Raw genomic sequence first — 19,037 nt, 5'->3', positions numbered from 1 at the left:
CAATTTGGTTAACTAGGTGCACAACCTTGTTCTACATTTGTACATGTACACAAGCGATACATGCTGAGCTTGGAACTGTGTAATTGCGGGAGCGCGTGGCCGCTGCAGGAACGCGCTCTCCTATTTCATTACACCCGTTAAGACAGGGAGGTTCACGAATGAAGTCGGTATATGAGAAAGAAGAAGCCTATTGGAATGGGATGTTTGATTCGGATGACAGCATGAGCATCTTGCCATATTGCAGTACACACGGAAGAGAAGCGAACGCGGATACGAATGCCGCCAAAGTGTCTATGATCCGAGCACTCCCAACAGATCTGTCAGACAGAATGAATACCCTTGCGAACGGTTCGGATATTGCCCTGTACATGATTGGATTGGCAGGGGCCACTTGCTTGCTCCACCATTATACGAACCGAGAAAATGTGCTTGTAGGCATGCCGACGATAGATGAATCGGATGATGACTCATCACCTCGTGACGTACTCATTATGAAGACGAATTTGACACGCGGAAGCAGCTTCCGTTCCGTATTGGGGTCAATTAAGACAGCTATCGGAGGAGCATTGGAGCATCGTCATCTTCCGTTTCGGAAGATGGTACACAACCTAAACCTGGAGATGGACACGAACGGACTTCCGGTGATGAATACGGTAGTGTCTTATTCAGCCATACATACCGCTTCTATCGACCTTAGTGTCAGCTCCGACGTCATATTCCGATTCGATGCGAAGGACGATGGCCTTCATTTGGAGGTGCTTTATGATGAAAGCCGCTATGACGCCTCCTATATTGCCACTCTATTCGAACATTTTTTCCGACTGCTTCATTTTGTGTTATTCCAGCCAGACCAGCCTATCGGCAATGCCGTGTTATTGTCCGAAGATGAGAAGCATCGCCTGCTTCATGAATTTAATGATGTGTGGACGGATTTCCCTCGTCAAGCAACACTACATCAGTTCATTGAGGAACATGCGGAGCGACAGCCAGAGGCAATCGCGGTTTCTTATGAAGATACCAAGCTGACGTATCGTGAGCTGAATACCCGGGCGAATCGCCTTGCCAGAACACTTAGATCTGAAGGTGTGCAGCCAGAAGCACTAGTTGGGCTCATGGCTGAAAGATCGATCGACATGATTGTTGGGATGCTTGCCGTTTTGAAGGCGGGAGGCGGCTACGTCGCGATTGATCCGGAGTATCCGGAGGAGCGCGTTCGCTACATGCTGGAAGATTCGGGTGCTCGTGTCATTCTGGTTCAGCAGCATTTGCAGAATCGTGTGCCAAATACGGAATCAGCAGCTAGACTCCTAATACTTGACGATGAGCAGTCTTATCATGAGGATGCTTCGAAGCTGGAATCGAAGAGTACAGCTGTAGATTTGGCTTGCGTCATCTACACTTCGGGGACAACGGGTAATCCCAAAGGTAACCTGACGACACACCGCAATATCGTACGCATTGTGAAGAATACCAACTATATCGAAATTACGGAGCAGGATAAGGTACTGCAATTATCGAGTTATTCTTTCGATGGCTCCGCATTCGATATTTTCGGGGCATTAACGAATGGGGCCCAACTGGTTCTTGTTCCTCATCATACATTGCTTGATGCACGCAAGCTGGCGGAGCTGATCGAAACGGATCAAATATCGGTCATGCTGATTACTACCGCTTATTTCAATGTTCTTGTTGACGTAAACGTATCCTGCCTGCGTCATATCCGCGCGATATTGTTCGGAGGCGAGCGCTCCTCTGTCGCGCATGTCCGTAAAGCACTTGAACAGACAGGTCCGGGAAGACTGAAGCATGCCTACGGCCCTTCTGAAAGCACGGTATATGCGACATGGCATGATGTGACAGAGATTCCGGAGCGAGCCGTAAGTGTACCGATCGGTCGTCCAATTAGTAATACAGCCATTTATATCGTCAATGAACGAAATGATTTACAGCCGATAGGGGTATCCGGTGAGCTGTGTGTAGCGGGAGAAGGGTTAGTTCGCGGATATTTGAACCGTCCAGAACTGACTGCACAGAAATTCGTTGATAATCCGTTCGTACCGGGAGAGCGCATGTATCGTACTGGGGACTTGGCGAGATGGCTGCCGGACGGAACGATTGAATATGTTGGCCGAATGGATGATCAGGTGAAAATCAGAGGTCATCGCATCGAGATTGGGGAAGTAGAGGCGCAGCTGCTCAAAGTGGCGCCGATTCAGAAGGCGACGATTGTCGTCCGAGGCCGCGAGGACGGAGAGAAGCAGCTGTGCGCATATTATGTAGCAGATCGTCTGCTTCCTGCAGGCGAGATTAGAACAATGCTTGCCAAAGAACTGCCTAGTTATATGATTCCGGCATACTTCATTCAGCTTGAACAGATGCCGTTGACGACTAACGGCAAGGTAGATCGCAAAGCCCTGCCAGAACCGGAAGAGCACGTACAAGCAGAGACGGAATATGTGGCGCCGAGAAGTGAACAAGAAATTCGGCTTGCGAGAGTCTGGCAGGAAGTGCTCGGTCTAAGCCGAGTTGGGGCAAGGGATCATTTCTTCGAGCTGGGCGGCCATTCATTACGAGCGACGACACTGGTCAGCAAGCTGCACAAAGAAGAGAATATCAGCCTGTCTCTGCGCGATGTGTTCCGCAATCCTACTTTGGAAGCGATGGCCGCGCTCATGGAAGATGCTCAAGGACGCAAATTCGCATCCATCCCGACAGTTGAGGAGAAGGATGTATATCCGGTATCTTCGGTGCAGAAGAGATTGTTCATTTTGCATCAGCTGGAAGGAGCTGAGCAGAGCTATAACATGCCAGGGGCATTACTGCTTGAGGGCGATGTTGACCGGAACCGATTGGAGTATGCATTCCGTCAGCTGATCACACGTCACGAAACGCTTCGCACCGGCTTTGAAATGGTGAATGGAGAACCTGTGCAGCGCATTTATCCGACTGTTGATTTTGTAGTGGAAGAGATGTCAGCCCTGGAAAGGTCGGAAGTCGAGGAGAAAATCCGGCAATTCATTCGCGCTTTCGATCTGTCCACAGCGCCACTGTTCAGGGCGGGGCTGATTGAGCTTGCTCCGCAGCGTCACATTCTCCTGTTCGACATGCACCATATCATTTCGGACGGCACGTCAATTGGCATTATGATCGAGGAATTCACAAGCTTATACAGTGGGAATGAGCTTGAGCCGCTTCGCATTCAGTACAAGGACTTTGCTGCGTGGCAACGTTCCGAGGAGCAGATCGAGCAGTTGAAGCGCCAAGAAACTTACTGGTTGCAGCAAATGGAAGGCGTACTTCCTGTGCTTGAGCTGCCTACTGATTATGTACGTCCTGCTGTACAGAGTCATGATGGTGCGCTGTTCGAGTTCTCGCTTGATCGCGAGCAGAGCCAAGACTTAAGGAAATTAGCAGCCGATACGAGAACGACCTTGTACATGGTGCTGCTAGCGGCATACACGATCATCCTTCACAAGTATTCAGGCCAAGAAGACATTGTTGTAGGAACACCGATTGCGGGTCGAACGCATGATGATGTGCAGCCGCTTATCGGTATGTTCGTCAACACGCTGGCGATTCGCAATTATCCTTCAGGGTCCAAGTCTGTACTTACCTACTTGGAGGAAATCAAAGAAACGACGCTGGGAGCGTTCGAGCATCAGGACTATCCGTTCGAGGAACTCGTGGAAAACGTGCAAATTTCGCGAGATATGAGCCGTCATCCGGTGTTCGACACGATGTTCGCCCTTGAGAATACAGAGCACCGGGAATTCGATCTAGATGGTCTTCAGGTAAAGCCGTACGGTGCTGAATACGGAATGGCGAAGTTTGACTTGAATCTGACCATTACGGAAGATGGCGATGGACTCTACTGCACCATGGAGTATGCTACAGCATTGTACAATCGATCGACCATTGAAAGGCTTTGCGGCCATTTCCTGCAGGTCGTTGGAAGCATGACTCATAATCCGCAAGCAGCAATCTCATCACTGCAAATGGTAACCAGCGAGGAGAAGGCTCAACTGCAACATGAATTCAATGGTACGGTTATGGAGTACTCAAGTGACAAGACAGTTCATGAACTGTTTGCGGAACAGGTGGAGCGGACGCCGGAGGCTGTCGCTGTTGTCTCAGGCAGCGAGCAATTGAGTTACCGAGATCTTAACCGGAAGGCGAATCAGCTTGCGTGGAAGCTGCGTGAGTATGGGGTGACCGCAGAGCAGCCTGTCGGCATTATTGTCGAGCGAACGCTGGATACAGTCGTCGCAGTGATGGCCGTACTCAAAGCATCGGGCACATTCGTACCGATCGATCCCGAGTATCCTGAGACGCGTATTCGCTATATGCTGGCAGACAGCGGGGCTAAGCTGGTGTTGGCGCAATCGGAGCTGCCGGGGATCATTCCTGATGACGTCCGCCTAATTGATGTACGCGATGAGTCCCTGTACCAAGGCGACGGAGCTGACGTACCGAATGGCAGCAAACCGTCCAACCTGCTCTATATCATCTACACATCCGGAACGACGGGCAATCCGAAAGGGGTTATGCTGGAGCACGGCAACATGGTTAACCTGCTGCATTATCAGCAGAAAGGCACGAACATTCCGATGCCTTCGCGGATCTTGCAATATGCGTCCGGCAGCTTCGATGTATGCTATCAGGAAATGTTCTCTGCGCTCCTGTTCGGCGGAAGCTTGTATATGGTCGACAATGAGATGCGCAAGGATCCGGTGCGCTTGTTCCAGGAAATCGAAAAGCATGAAATCGACGTGTTGTTCATTCCAGTGGCGTTCCTGAAATTCATCTTCGCCGAGCCGGAGTGGGCCGAAGCATTCCCGCGCTGCGTTCGCCATATCATTACGGCGGGCGAGCAGTTGGTCGTGACCCCGCAGGTGCAGGCGTGCTTGAAGCGACTCGATATCTGCCTGCACAACCATTACGGGCCATCGGAGACTCATGTCGTGACGACCTACACGATGACGCCGGAAGTTATCGAGGTTGGTCTGCCGCCAATTGGCAAGCCAATTGCGAACACGAGCATTTACATCGTGAACGACAGCTTTGAGCTGCAGCCGATCGGCGTGAAGGGCGAGCTCTTCGTATCCGGGGCATGTGTCGGACGCGGGTACTGGGGAAGAACGGACTTAACGGAGGAGAAGTTCCTAGATAATCCGTTCGTCCCTGGTGAGCGGCTATACAAGACAGGTGACGTAGCGCGCTGGCTTCCAGACGGCAGCATCGAGTATGTGGGCCGAAGCGACCATCAGGTGAAAATCCGGGGCTTCCGCATTGAGCTGGGCGAGGTGGAATCGCAGCTCTTGCATGTACCGGCGGTACAGGAGGCGACCGTGGTGGCACTGGAAGATCATGCGGGCCAGAAGCAGTTGTGCGCGTATTTCACAGCGGAACGCTCGCTCACGGCAGGCGAGATGAGGGCAGCATTGTCGCAGGAGCTGCCAGGCTACATGATTCCGTCCTACTTCATACAGTTGGAGCGGCTGCCGCTGACGCCGAATGGGAAGATCGATCGGAGAGCGCTGCCGAAGCCAGAAGGCGGCATTGAGACTGGAACGGAGTATGTCGCGCCGCGTACAGAGACGGAAGCAAGGCTTGCACGCATTTGGCAGGATGTATTGGGATTAGCAAGTGTAGGCGTGAAGGACAACTTCTTCGAGCTGGGCGGTCACTCCCTGCGGGCAACGACGCTGGTGAGCAGGCTGTACAAGGAAATGAACGTCAACTTCCCGTTAAGAGGTGTGTTCCGTCATCCGACCATCGAGGAGATGGCGAAGGCGATAACTGAGATGCATCAAGAACTTTACACGGAAATACCTATCGCTGAGGAAAAAGCCTATTATCCGTTATCTTCAGCGCAGAAACGGCTGTTTATTGTAAGCCAGCTGACAGGAGCCGAGGTAAGCTATAACATGCCGGGGGTGCTGATTCTCGAAGGAGAGCTGGATCGTGCGCGATTCGAACAGGCTTTCCAGAAGCTGATCGACCGACATGAATCGCTGCGGACAAGCTTCGAGACGGTACGCGGTGAGCCTGTACAGCGCATTCACTCTCAGGTGGAGTTCGCTATCGAATATCACCTTGCAGCAGAAAAAGATGCAGAGGCGCTGATCACTCATTTCGTACGTCCATTCCAGCTTAATCAAGCACCGCTGCTCAGAGTCGGATTGATTGAAACTGGACATGAACGCCATATTCTGATGTTCGACATGCACCATATCATTTCCGATGGCGTAACGATGGGGCATGTCGTCAATGAATTCTCCCGGATATATGCAGGCGATCAACTACCGGCGCTGCGTATCCAATATAAGGACTATGCTGTATGGCAGCAATCCAATGAATATGCAGAGAAGCTTGCGCATCAGGAATCCTATTGGCTGAAGCAATTGGACGGAGAACTGCCGACGCTCGAACTGCCGACCGATTATGTGCGACCGGCTGTACAGCAGTTCGAAGGGGATGTGGCCTTGTTCACCTTAACGAACAGTCAGGCCGAGCAGTTGCAACGATTAGCGGCAAACTACGGCGCAACCTTATACATGGTTCTGCTTGCAGCATATACCGTGCTCCTGCACAAATATACGGGACAGGACGATATCATTGTCGGTACACCGATCGCGGGCCGCAACCATACGGAATTGGAGCCGCTGGTTGGGATGTTCGTCAATACGCTCGCCATTCGCAATTATCCAACTGGTGAGAAATCCTTCGCAGAACTGTTGGCCGAGGTGAAGGATACGGCCCTCGCCGCATTCGAGAATCAGGATTATCCGTTCGAAACGTTGGTAGAGAAGGTTCATAAGTCTCGGGATATGAGCCGAAATCCAGTGTTCGATACGATATTCAGTCTAGAGCATGAACAGCAGAGTTCCTTCCATATTGATGGGCTTCGGATAAGTCCATACCCGCACAGCCATTCTGTCGCGAAGTTCGACTTAACCTTCCATGCCGAACAGAATGAAGAAGGGATACTATGTGGTCTAGGGTATGCGACTGCTTTATATGCGAAAGAGACCGCGGGGCGGATGGGAGAACATTTCGTGCAATTAATAGATGCCATCATCGCAGAACCGAATGCGAAGCTGATGTCTCTGAATATGATGAGCCTGCAGGAAAGAGAGCAGGTCAAGCTGGTATTTAATGATACGATAACGAATTATCCGCGGGAGAAGACGATTCAACATTTGTTCGAGGAGCAGGCAGAGAAATCGCCGGATGCGGTTGCCGTCCAATTCGGAGGAGAAGGGCTCACATACCGCGAGTTGAATGAACGGTCGAATCGCTTGGCGAGAACACTGCGAGGTAATGGTGTAAAAGCCGGCCGCTGCGTAGGTCTAATGACGGATCGTTCGCTAGACATGATTGTAGCGATTATGGCGACCCTGAAGGCAGGCGGGGCATATGTGCCAATTGATCCGGACTATCCAGAGGAACGCATTCGATACATGATCGACGATTCGGGAACATCGCTTCTAGTCGTTCAACGTCATTTGCAGGCGAACCATATTCCTGCGGATTGCATGGTTGTACTTGTAGATGATGAGGGCTCCTACCACGCAGACGGCACGAATCTGGAGCAGCATAATGGGGCTTCTGATCTCGCCTACGTCATTTATACGTCAGGTACAACGGGAATGCCGAAGGGGAATTTAACAACTCACCGCAACATCGTTAGAGTAGTGCGGGATGCGAAATATATCGAGATCGATCAGCATGACACGGTGCTGCAATTATCCAGCTACGCTTTTGACGGCTCGACTTTCGACATATTTGGCGCCTTGCTGAATGGAGCGAAGCTTGTCCTGATAACGCGCGAGGTAGTACTCGACGCTGGACGATTGGCCGACACCATCGAGAGCGAGAAGATTTCGGTCATGTTTATTACCACCGCCTATTTCAATCTGCTCGTCGACCTGAGAGTGGACAGCCTGCGCCATATGCGTGCGATATTGTTCGGTGGGGAGCGCGCATCTGTGAGCCATGTGCGCAAGGCGCTCCGGCATTTGGGTCCAGGCAAGCTTAAGCATGTATATGGGCCAACGGAGAGCACCGTATTTGCGACTAGCCACAACGTTGATGAAGTAGCTGACAGCGCCGTTACCATACCGATCGGACGCCCAATTGGCAATACGGCCGTATATATTGTTGGCGAGGGAGACGTTCTGCAGCCGATTGGTGTAGCTGGTGAGTTATGCGTAGCGGGCGATGGCGTAGCCATAGGATATTTGAACCGTCCAGATTTGTCAGGAGCCAAGTTCGTGAATAATCCGTTCGTTCCGGGTGATCGCATGTACCGAACTGGTGACTTGGCAAGATGGCTATCAGACGGAACGATAGAGTATGTGGGACGGAAAGACGATCAGGTGAAAATCCGTGGTTATCGAATCGAGCTTGGTGAGGTCGAAGCTCATCTGTTAGACCTTGAGGCGATCCAAGAAGCTGTGGTCATCGTCAGGGAGGAAAGTGACGGGCATAAGCGCCTATGCGCTTACTATGTAGCAGCTCGTCCGATTACGGCTGGTGAGATGCGGATAGCTTTGGCTCAGCAGCTCCCGGGATATATGCTTCCATCCTACTTCGTACAGCTCGATAAGCTTCCACTGTCACCGAACGGGAAGGTGAACCGGAAGGCACTTCCGGCCCCTGAATTGCATGTGCAGGCAGCCTCGGAATACGTGGCCCCGCGCACGCCGCAAGAAGTACTGCTTGCTCACATATGGAGGGAGGTGCTCGGGCTAGGTCAGGTAGGCGTTAAGGATAATTTCTTCGAGCTTGGCGGTCATTCCTTAAGCTTAATGAGGCTAGTGGAGCGCGTCTATACCGAGACTGAGGTTGAAATCCCAATTCACAGCGTATTCCGGGAGCCGACAATTGAAGCGATGGCGTACGAAATGTTGAAATCTGAACTTGCTGGCAAGGCAGGAAATCACTTCATGAAATTGAACGAAAACGGTCATATCCCTGTCTTCTGCTTCCCTCCGGGACTTGGCTACGGTCTCAGCTACTTGGAACTGGCCAAGCAGCTGGATCATCACTGCATCCTGCATGGCATTGACTTTATCGATGATGCTGAAACTCGGGAGGAACTGCTTGAACGATACGTGAATGCGATCCTTGCTGTTCAACCGCAGCCGCCATTTATATTGTTAGGCTATTCTCTAGGTGGCAATCTGACGTTCGAGGTTGCGAAAGCGTTGGAGTGCCGAGGGTATCCAGTGTCGGATGTCATCATGGTTGATTCCTTGCGGAAGCTGAAGGTGCATGAAGTAGACGAATTCGACGGCGACATCGATCAAATGATTGATGGTGTGGAGGAACTGAAAGAAATGCTGGTTCACCATCCTCTTCTCCGCGATCAGGTTAAGAACAAGATGAGGGCGTACTGGTCGTACGCGACTGAACTCGTTAACTCCGACATCATTGATGCCAATATTCATGCACTGATGGCGGAGCCATCCGAGGTGAACCAGGCAGACGGGGAGCAGCTCGCAACATGGCAGGAGGCTACTCGCGGCAGGTATGCGGAATACAGCCTACGCGGTGTACACGAAGAAGTGCTTCAACCGCCTTTCTTGGAAGCGAACGCTAACGTCATGCAAGCAATCATTCGGCATATTCTCGAGCAAACAATGGTTACCCACTAGTTGTACAGAATTCTGGCACCTGATGAAGAAAGGCATGCTTGCAGGCCTGCATCAGTTGGCGATAAGTAGCTGAACGCACACAGACTGCTGATGTACAAAGGACGCTGATGCATACAGCTTGTTGATAATCACAGCTAACTGAAGTACACAGGCCAACTGATGCTCATAGCCTGCTCATGCGCACAGACTGCTCGACTTCGGCGAAGGCAATGTTTGAATGCTGTAGAAGGGGGCAGTTTGTGAGCGGTGCCGCGACTATGGGACACAAAGGGGAGACCGTAACGTGAAGCAGCAAAAAGAAAAAGGTGTGTTTGCCCTATGGAAGTCCGTGGCATGGCTAGTATCATTTGCGAAGTCGCACAAGGGCTGGTTAATTGCCGGTATGCTATGTGCCATTGCTGCGGCGGTGATCGAAATATGGACGGGCAGTCTGATCCAACAACTGACCGCCAAGGCTGAACGAGGGGATGGGCAGGTAGTTATCAACACCGTGTATATGGTGCTTGTCGTTATTGCGGTAGGCGTTCCCGCGAAATACATGATGACATTCGGCATTGAAAAAGGGAGCGCCCGTGCAATGCGGGATGTACGCAACTCCATGATGCGCCATATCGGGAAGCTTCCTGTCCATTATTTGGACAAGCAGCATTCGGGCGATATGGTCTCGCGATTCACAAACGACATGCAGATCATTAATCAGTTCATGATACGCGACTTGCCGCAATGGTTCTATCATCCTCTGCTGTTTATCGGATGCTTTGCTTATTTGCTCTGGATCCGGTGGGAGCTTGTGCTGCTTAGCGTATTACTTGTGCCGGTCTCTTTGTTCGTATCTCAGTGGATTGGCAAGCAGCTGCAGCAATTGACAGAAGAAGCGCAGGAGAGCACGGGACAGATGAATGCTATCGTGCAGGACACATTGAACGGCATGGTGCTTGTCAAAAGCTATTTGCTGCAAGGCATGTTGTTCCGATCCTATCAATCGCTGCTTCAGCTCACCCTACTCAAGAAGCTGGCCGTCAGCAAAAGAGAAGCCATCATTACGCCGATCTTATTTACGCTAATGATGAGTCCGGTCGTCTTTTCCGTTCTATATGGAAGTTATTTAATTTCACAAGGCTCGTTCAGCACAGGAGAGCTGATTACATTCCTTTACCTGCTCAATCTATGTCTCGAACCGCTGCAAAACATTCCGACGCTTATCACACATACGTTTGAGATGGGCGGTGCATTGAAGCGGATTTATGATGTTGCATCCCAGCCTGTCGAACAGCAAGGAGAGAAGCTTGCAGACGAAAGTTTGAATGATGGTGGCATACGGGATCAAATGCCGATCACCTTTGAACAGGTTAGCTTTGCCTATGAGAAGGATTCACCGTTGCTGCTTCGAAATTTGAGTTTCGCGGTGGAGCGGGGGAAGACCGTGGCGTTAGTCGGCGCCAGCGGCGGCGGGAAGAGCACTGTAATGAAGCTGATATGTGGATTTTATTCATTGCCTAGCAACGGAGGAACGATACGCGTATATGGACATTCCGTATCGAATTGGAATCCAGAAGAGTTGCGTTCGAACCTGTCTGTCGTCACGCAGGATTCTTACTTGTTCAGCGGAACGATAGCCGACAATATCGGATATGGCAGGCCTAATGCTGCGTTTGATCATATTGTTGAAGCAGCTAAGGCTGCTCATGCGCACTCTTTTATTATGGAACTCCCGGATGGCTATCAGACGGAGGTCGGAGAGCGTGGAGGCTTGCTGTCAGGTGGACAACGACAGCGAATTACGATTGCGCGTGCAATCTTGAAGGATGCGCCTATACTGCTGCTCGATGAGCCGACATCTGCCTTGGATACGGAGTCTGAACATCTCGTTCAACAAGCGCTCGACACGCTCATGCAAGACCGAACAACGATCGTCATCGCACATCGCTTGTCAACCATTCAACACGCAGATGAAATATGGGTGATGGAAGGCGGAGGGATCGTCGAAGCAGGAACGCACGATGAATTATTGGTCAAGGGAGGCGCTTACGCCAGCTTATATCATCGACAATTCTCTGCTGAGCCATCAGGGCGGGAGGAGGTGGCCTGCACGTGAGACTATCTGAGATGATTACATATGGGAAAGAAATAGTCGGCATGATGAATTTCATGAGCAAAAAGCATAAGCTGCATTATTACATTGGTATGATTGCGAGCGGCGCCGTAAACACCCTGTTTATTTTATCCTTCAGCTTGTTAGTGCAGAGTCTGGTTAATTATGCCGAGTCAAATGATATATCCCTTATGTATGGAGGACTGTACATTTTGGGGGGCTCCATTCTGCTATTGAACCTGATAGCTCCGCCGTTCACGTATTTGTTTCATCGAAGTGTGGAACTGACACTGGCGAACATACGTGAGCGCTTGTATCGGAAGATGTGCAACCTGCGAATGTCAATGCTTGAGCGAACCCACAACGGTGAGCTGCTGTCCCGGATGAATAATGATGTGTCGACACTGGAAGTGACCTACTGCGGCATCCTGTTTGCCATGCTGCTCGAGATTATGATTAGTTTTGGCTCTATCATCATGATGTTCGCGCTGCATTGGCAATTTGCTTGCGTTTCTTTACTCGTGCTGCTCTTATCCTTCTATATCAGCTCGCGCTTCGTAAATACGGTACGGAATCTATATGATCGTCAATTGCATGTGATCGCTAAGCTGACTGAGAAATTCTCCGATTTCCTTGGAGGGATCCAGTTGGTAAAGCTATTCCGCATTCGACCGATCTATGGACAATATGAAGCGCTGAACGAGCAAGTAACAGAATTATCGAGTCAGATAGCCCATAAGAAGGGACTGCTCGCAGCGATCAATCATTTCGTCAGTTACATTACGTTTTGCGGAATTATTGTTATTGGGAGTTTGCTGTATGCATACGGGTTCATTTCAATGGGGACGGTAGCGGCATTGGCCGTGCTGCAAATTCACTTGACTCATTCGTTCATGAATGTCGGCTCTACGATGTCGCTTATCCAAAACTCGTTGGCTGGTGCAAGACGAGTCCAGGAGCTGCTTTATGAAGAAGAAGAGCCGGAGAGATTCGGCAGTGAGATCAAGAGTGAAAATGCCATACTTGATATGACCCTTAGACCTGATCTGAACAACGACACTGTGAAACAAACTGGTACAATTAAAAAGGCCGACGACATCGATAGTCATACCAACACGGCAGCACCGATGCTCGAACTAGATGATGTTGAATTCTCCTATGCTGCTGGAAAAACAGCCATATCACAAGTATCGATGAAGGTATATCCGGGACAAGTGGCAGCTATCGTTGGCGCCAGCGGCAGCGGGAAGAGCACACTGATCAAGCTGTTGCTCGGATTTTATCCGGTTGAAAAAGGAGATGTTCGCCTTCTAGGCAAATCATTCGGGCATTATACGCTGGAGGAAATTCGGAAGTTGATTGCCTATGTGCCGCAGGAAGCATTTTTGTTCAGCGGAACAATCGAAGAGAATATCCGTTACGGCAACCCACAGGCATCTCATGAGGAAGTGGTGGCTGCAGCGCAGGCCGCATACGCCCATCATTTTATTGAGGAGCTGCCAGATCAATATCAGACTTCAGTAGGGGAGCGGGGTGCCTCCTTGTCTGGCGGGCAGCGTCAGCGGATTGCAATTGCACGAGCATTGCTCAAAAATGCACCGATCCTGCTACTTGACGAGGCGACATCTGCGCTTGATACGGAATCGGAGCACTGGGTGCAAAAGGCATTGCAGCAGTTGATGCAGGGGAGGACGACCATCATGGTTGCCCACCGCTTGTCGACCGTGGAACATGCGGATATTATTTTCGTCATGAAGGAGGGAACCGTTGCGGAGCATGGCACGCACCGAAGCTTGCTCCAACATGGCTCCTATTATGCCAGCCTCCAAGGACAGGCTTAAATTCCTATTCTGGAAGTGTCGAAATATAACCTGACATGGAACCTTCGATCCTAATAATCGGAGGTTCTTTTCATTTATTTCACTTCCCGGTGGCTGTGTAAGCGCGTAAGATATAAAAATACTTGCATATGAGTAAGATCACACTTACTATTAGAAAGGTATGAACAGAATTACCACAGCATAGGAATAACTTGAGATCGATTCAACCGAAGGGGCTCGACCAATGAATTTTTATGAACAGCGAATATTGCCCGCATCGAGGCAAATGAAAGACTTGGAGAAAGCCGTAGCTTCACCATACGAATATTTGGTCCTGCTCGATGTCCATATCGCTCAACTCAAGCACGCCTGCAGTATGGTGCATCAGGCAAACAAGAAATTATTCTTGCATATCGATCTGATCCAAGGACTTCAAAGCGACGCTCACGCGACGGAGTACCTTTGTCAGGAGTATCGGCCGTACGGGATTTTGTCGACAAAATCCAGCGTCATTCAAAAAGCGAAGCAAAAAGGCGTCGTAGCTGTGCAGCGCATCTTCTTGATCGACAATAGCGCTCTGGAGAAGAGCTGCAAGTTGTTGCAGACGACGCAGCCCGATGTCATTGAAGTATTGCCAGGAGGCATGCCGAACGTCATTCGCAAAGTAAAAGAACGAACAAGCCTACCAATTTTGGCAGGGGGGTTCATCTCGACGAGTGAAGATGTGGAGCTCGCTCTGCAAGCTGGTGCCGAGGCGGTTACAACCTCAAATACGAAATTATGGACAAAATATGAAAAAAAGTGATTGACAACGCTTACAATTTTAAATAAAATTTAAATCAAGTTAATACTGTTACGGAGACTTGGAGATCTACTTTCAAACGCGTTGTCATCTCTGCTTGCAGCAGATGCGACGTGTGCTTGAACGTAGGTCTCTTTGCATTTTCTTAACAGGAATGTACAACAGGAGGGGTCAATATGTCGGCGTTTTGGGGAGAATTTATTGGAACCATGATACTGATTGCACTCGGCGGGGGCGTATGTGCAGGGGTATCGCTAAAGAAATCGTATGCTGCTAATTCGGGCTGGATTGTCATTTCGATGGGATGGGGTTTGGCTGTCGCGGTTGCGGCGTATTCCGTAGGTTCGATAAGCGGAGCCCATCTCAACCCAGCACTTACATTGGGGCTCGCTTTTATTGGGAATTTTCCATGGGCTGATGTACCGTCGTACATAGCGGCACAGATGCTAGGCGCTATTGTTGGAGCTGTTCTTGTGTTTCTGCATTATTTGCCGCACTGGAAACTGACGGAAGATCAGGGTGCGAAGCTGGGTGTGTTTGCGACAAGTCCAGCCGTTTACCATCCATTTTCCAACTTAATTAGTGAAATGATTGGAACGTTCATTTTGGTTCTCGGTATTTTGGCGATTGGCGCCAACAAGTTCACGGATGGCTTGAATCCTCTGATTGTTGGATTTCTCATTGTCAGCATAGGGTTATCTTTGGGAGGAACAACGGGATACGCCATCAACCCTGCACGCGACCTGGGGCCGCGAATCGCGCACATGCTGCTGCCGATCGCAGGCAAGGGCGGTTCAAATTGGAAATATGCCTGGATACCTGTTTTTGGGCCGCTGCTCGGAGGATCGCTCGGTGGGCTGTTTTATAAAAATGTATTTTTAGGTCAGTCTGATGCAGTAATATGGGCAGTAGCGGGTACCGCACTTGTTATCCTTGTATTTTCGTTGTTCTTGTCTAGAAAAAATGTTGTTCGATAAGTACTATCGCTAATGTGTATAATCAATAATTTTTCCGTGATTGCATATCACTCAATTCTCTTGCAAGGATCACGATGAAATGAATCATGATGATTCAACAGATAGGGATTCACCACTACTGAATATGGGGGAATTTTATATGGAAAAGTACATCTTATCTCTTGACCAAGGCACAACGAGCTCCAGAGCCATCTTGTTCAACAAAGAAGGACAAATCGTCCACGTTTCCCAGAAGGAATTTACGCAAATTTTCCCTGAACCGGGCTGGGTAGAGCACAACGCACAGGAAATCTGGGGAACGATTTTGGCTGTCATCGCGACATGCCTCATTGAATCCGGCGTAAAGCCAAAACAAATTGCAGGCATCGGTATTACGAACCAGCGCGAGACGACTGTCGTGTGGGATAAGGAATCCGGCCGTCCGGTATACAATGCGATCGTATGGCAATCGAGACAGACGAAGTCCATCTGCGATGAATTACAGGAGGCAGGTTACGGGGAACTGTTCCGATCCAAGACAGGGCTGCTCATTGACTCCTACTTCTCGGGTACGAAGGTCAAATGGATTCTCGATAACGTTCCTGGCGCGAGGGAAAAGGCAGAGCGTGGCGATCTATTGTTCGGGACAATCGATACATGGCTTATTTGGAAGCTCACGGGCGGCAATGTGCATGTAACAGACTATAGCAACGCTTCACGTACCCTTATGTACAATATACATGAGCTGAAGTGGGACGATGAACTGCTGGAGCTGCTAACGATTCCGAAGCAGATGCTTCCAGAGGTGCGTTCTTCTTCCGAAGTATACGGCACAACAGCGGACTTCCATTTCTTCGGCGAGGAAATTCCGATAGCAGGAGCTGCGGGCGATCAACAGGCGGCGCTGTTCGGGCAAGCATGTTTCCAGCAGGGTATGGCCAAGAACACGTACGGTACGGGATGCTTCATGTTGATGAATACTGGCGAACAGGCTGTGAAGTCCTCTCATGGGCTGCTAACGACGATCGCTTGGGGTATTGATGGCAAAGTAGAATATGCGCTGGAAGGAAGCGTTTTCGTTGCTGGCTCCGCTATTCAATGGCTTCGCGATGGGTTGCGCATGATCAAGGAATCCAAGGATAGTGAGTTATATGCAAGCAAGGTGGAGTCAACAGACGGCGTGTATGTCGTTCCAGCCTTCGTCGGATTGGGTACGCCGTACTGGGATAGTGAGGTGAAAGGCGCGATCTTCGGCCTGACGCGCGGCACTTCGAAAGAACACTTCATCCGTGCAACATTGGAATCGCTCGCTTATCAGACGAAAGACGTATTGACTGCGATGGAGGCCGACTCGTCCATCAAGCTGACCAAGCTGCGTGTGGATGGAGGAGCAATTCAGAACAATTTCCTGATGCAGTTCCAGAGCGACATGCTGGGCGTACCGGTGGAATGTCCGCAAGTATTTGAAACAACTGCACTAGGTGCGGCATACCTTGCAGGTTTGGCTGTGGGATACTGGAGCGACCGGGACGAGATAGCGGCGCAATGGAGCATTGATCGTACCTTTATCCCGTCCATGCAGGAAGAACGCCGCAATGCCTTGTATTCTGGCTGGGGCAAAGCCATTGAGGCAACAAAAGTATTTAAATAAGTGTATGAATATGCTACAATTTTAAATAAGTTAATATTTAAATTCGGTTGGAGAATTGAGAACCGCAATTGCACTTTAGTCTATGACTTTAGTGTTATTGCGGTTTTTTTGTTTTCGATGTGAGCATTAGCGAGTACTTACTTTTCATGCCGTCTTTATGACGAGGGAGGTTATCATATGACAACTGTCTTTTCCGCTATGAAGCGCAAATCTATCGTACAAGCAATGGGTCAGAAGCCGCTTGACGTGATCGTTATTGGAGGAGGAATCACGGGCGCAGGGATTGCGTTGGATGCGACAACGAGAGGATTGAGAACGGCACTATTCGAGATGCAGGACTTCGCCGCAGGGACGTCTAGCCGTTCAACGAAGCTAGTTCATGGCGGTCTCCGCTACTTGAAGCAATTTGATGTGAAGACGGTAGCTGAAGTCGGCAAGGAGCGCGCCATTGTATATGAGAATGGGCCGCATGTAACAACGCCTGAGTGGATGCTGCTTCCGCTTCATCGCGGCGGAACGTTCGGCAAATTCAGCACTGGGATCGGCTTGCGTGTTTACGACTTCCTGGCTGGTGTTAAGCGTAGCGAGCGACGCCGCATGCTGTCGGAGCAAGAGACGCTGAGCCGTGAGCCGCTGTTGAAGCAGGAAGGGCTCTTGGGTGGCGGTTATTATGTAGAATATCGAACCGACGACGCGCGGTTGACGATTGAAGTCATGAAGGAAGCCGTTCGGAATGGAGCCATGGCTCTGAACTATATGAAGGTAGATTCGTTTTTGTATGAAAACGGAAAAATTGTTGGCGTCCGTGTTATTGATCAATTGGATGGGGAAGCGTTCGAATTCCGTGCCAAGAAGATTATCAATGCGGCAGGCCCTTGGGTTGATGAGCTTCGTTATAAAGATCATTCGAAGACAGGCAAGCATCTTCAGCTGTCCAAAGGGGTGCATCTTGTCATCGATCAGTCGAAATTTCCGCTCAAGCAAGCGATTTACTTCGACACGCCGGACGGCCGAATGGTATTCGCAATTCCGCGCGACGGAAAAACGTATGTAGGCACAACGGATACGTTCTATAAGGCAGACCCGGTTCAACCTGTCATGACGAAGGAAGACCGTGATTATATCATGAAGGCGATACAGTACATGTTCCCTTCGATTCAGCTTACTGCAGACGACGTTGAATCGAGCTGGGCGGGGGTAAGGCCGCTCATCTATGAAGAAGGTAAAAATGCATCCGAGATTTCCCGCAGAGATGAGATTTGGCAATCTCCATCTGGATTGATTACAATTGCAGGCGGCAAACTGACCGGATATCGCAAAATGGCTGAAATGATCGTTGATTTGGTCATGAAGCTGCTCAGCCAAGAAGAAGGAATTGCGTTTACTACTGCAATGACGAAGCAGATGCCAATATCAGGCGGGCATGTAGGTGGCTCGACCGATTTCCCGAGCTTCGTGGAAAGCAAAATGAATGAAGGCATACGAAATGGACTTGACGGGTCACTAGCCAAGCGCTGGGCACGTATGTATGGCTCTAATGTGGATGTAATCTTCAACCTGGCAGATCAATATCAGAGCAAGACGGAACGAAGTGGTCTTCCGCTAGAGGTACTTGTCCCGCTCATATATGCCATCGAAGAGGAAATGACGTTGAAGCCGGTGGATTTCTTCATTCGCCGTACGGGTGCACTCTTCTTTAACATCCAGTGGGTACGGGATTGGAAGCAGCCGGTCATTGCCTACATGGCTTCTACATTCGGCTGGACGGAAGAACAGAGTAATCAATATGCAGCGGAGCTCGACACCGCACTGCATCAAGCCGTCGTTCCACAGGTGGAAGCGAATTAGTGTAATGAAGAATAACGGTTACATGGAGAAGACGGGGGATTTATATCTCCCGTCTTTTTCCATATTTCACAAATAAGTAAAGAATTGTTTTTGATGTAGCTTCATACTTATCAGGGGTAGCATGCTGAAGAGCAACAGCAAATCAAGTCGATCTCGTAGGGAAGGAGATGAAGTTTCGTTTGAAGTATCGCTTGAAGTTTCGCATT

General features: G+C 50.0%; 7 protein-coding genes. All 7 read left to right on the top strand.

What is annotated here, in order from left to right:
- The first annotated feature begins 158 nt into the window (after positions 1-158).
- The 7 genes from ABN764_RS15845 to ABN764_RS15815 all read left to right on the top strand — a co-directional run bounded on the left by ABN764_RS15845 (position 159) and on the right by ABN764_RS15815 (position 18,831).
- Complete coding sequence (locus tag ABN764_RS15845) at positions 159-9,662, top strand: non-ribosomal peptide synthetase (RefSeq protein WP_446672461.1); 9,504 nt, start codon at positions 159-161, stop codon at positions 9,660-9,662.
- 283 nt (positions 9,663-9,945) lie between these two features.
- Positions 9,946-11,757, top strand: coding sequence for an ABC transporter ATP-binding protein (locus ABN764_RS15840; protein ID WP_268624672.1), 1,812 nt, complete (start codon positions 9,946-9,948; stop codon positions 11,755-11,757).
- On the top strand, positions 11,754-13,595 hold the full coding sequence (locus ABN764_RS15835; RefSeq protein ID WP_446672460.1) for an ABC transporter ATP-binding protein: 1,842 nt from the start codon (positions 11,754-11,756) through the stop codon (positions 13,593-13,595). The genes ABN764_RS15840 and ABN764_RS15835 overlap by 4 nt, the downstream gene beginning before the upstream one ends.
- A 223-nt stretch (positions 13,596-13,818) precedes the next feature.
- A complete protein-coding gene (locus tag ABN764_RS15830; protein WP_021252550.1) occupies positions 13,819-14,379 on the top strand; it encodes a glycerol-3-phosphate responsive antiterminator in 561 nt (186 codons plus the stop codon).
- A 173-nt stretch (positions 14,380-14,552) separates the two neighbouring features.
- On the top strand, positions 14,553-15,353 hold the full coding sequence (locus ABN764_RS15825; protein ID WP_446672459.1) for an MIP/aquaporin family protein: 801 nt from the start codon (positions 14,553-14,555) through the stop codon (positions 15,351-15,353).
- A 139-nt stretch (positions 15,354-15,492) separates the two neighbouring features.
- A complete protein-coding gene (gene glpK, locus ABN764_RS15820; RefSeq protein WP_446672458.1) occupies positions 15,493-16,983 on the top strand; it encodes a glycerol kinase GlpK in 1,491 nt (496 codons plus the stop codon).
- 177 nt (positions 16,984-17,160) lie between these two features.
- Entirely contained in the window at positions 17,161-18,831 is a 1,671-nt protein-coding gene (locus ABN764_RS15815; protein ID WP_446672457.1) for a glycerol-3-phosphate dehydrogenase/oxidase, read from the top strand.
- Positions 18,832-19,037 lie beyond the last annotated feature (206 nt).

The organism is Paenibacillus wuxiensis (assembly GCF_040195695.1).
Lineage (GTDB): Bacteria > Bacillota > Bacilli > Paenibacillales > Paenibacillaceae > Paenibacillus_B > Paenibacillus_B suaedae.
Note: the sequence above shows the minus strand (reverse complement) of the source record. Positions and strands in the feature narration are given on the sequence as shown.

Bases quoted from the DNA above. Each gene is read 5' to 3' on its own strand.
- ABN764_RS15830 (WP_021252550.1), top strand. From the start codon at position 13,819: ATGAATTTTTATGAACAGCGAATATTGCCCGCATCGAGGCAAATGAAA.
- glpK (WP_446672458.1), top strand. From the start codon at position 15,493: ATGGAAAAGTACATCTTATCTCTTGACCAAGGCACAACGAGCTCCAGA.
- ABN764_RS15845 (WP_446672461.1), top strand. From the start codon at position 159: ATGAAGTCGGTATATGAGAAAGAAGAAGCCTATTGGAATGGGATGTTT.
- ABN764_RS15825 (WP_446672459.1), top strand. From the start codon at position 14,553: ATGTCGGCGTTTTGGGGAGAATTTATTGGAACCATGATACTGATTGCA.
- ABN764_RS15815 (WP_446672457.1), top strand. From the start codon at position 17,161: ATGACAACTGTCTTTTCCGCTATGAAGCGCAAATCTATCGTACAAGCA.